1 pseudogene is annotated in these 247 nt (G+C 66.0%); it reads right to left on the reverse strand.

What is annotated here, in order from left to right:
- Positions 1-102: 102 nt before the first annotated feature.
- Positions 103-247, reverse strand: a pseudogene (locus CVH10_RS27390) (proton-conducting transporter membrane subunit); the annotation flags it as partial.

The raw sequence follows: 247 nt of genomic DNA on the forward strand, positions 1-247 counted from the left end.
CAACGCCGAGACCTTCCTGGAGTGGCGCGAGGAGCCCAAGGTCGTTGAGGACCTGATGCGGTTCCTGGACAATGTGCTGGAGGACTTCATCCGCCGCGCCCCGCCCGCCATGGCCGCCGCCGCCACCATGGCCAAGGTGGCGGTGAAGGGCATGAAGCGGAACAGACCGCTCAACTTCCTCATGTAGCGCGTGCCGGCCTCGTGGTGGATGATGCCGGCGGCCATGAACAGGGACGCCTTGATGGTG

This window comes from Halomonas sp. ND22Bw, assembly GCF_003011945.1.
Taxonomy (GTDB): domain Bacteria; phylum Pseudomonadota; class Gammaproteobacteria; order Pseudomonadales; family Halomonadaceae; genus Halomonas; species Halomonas halophila.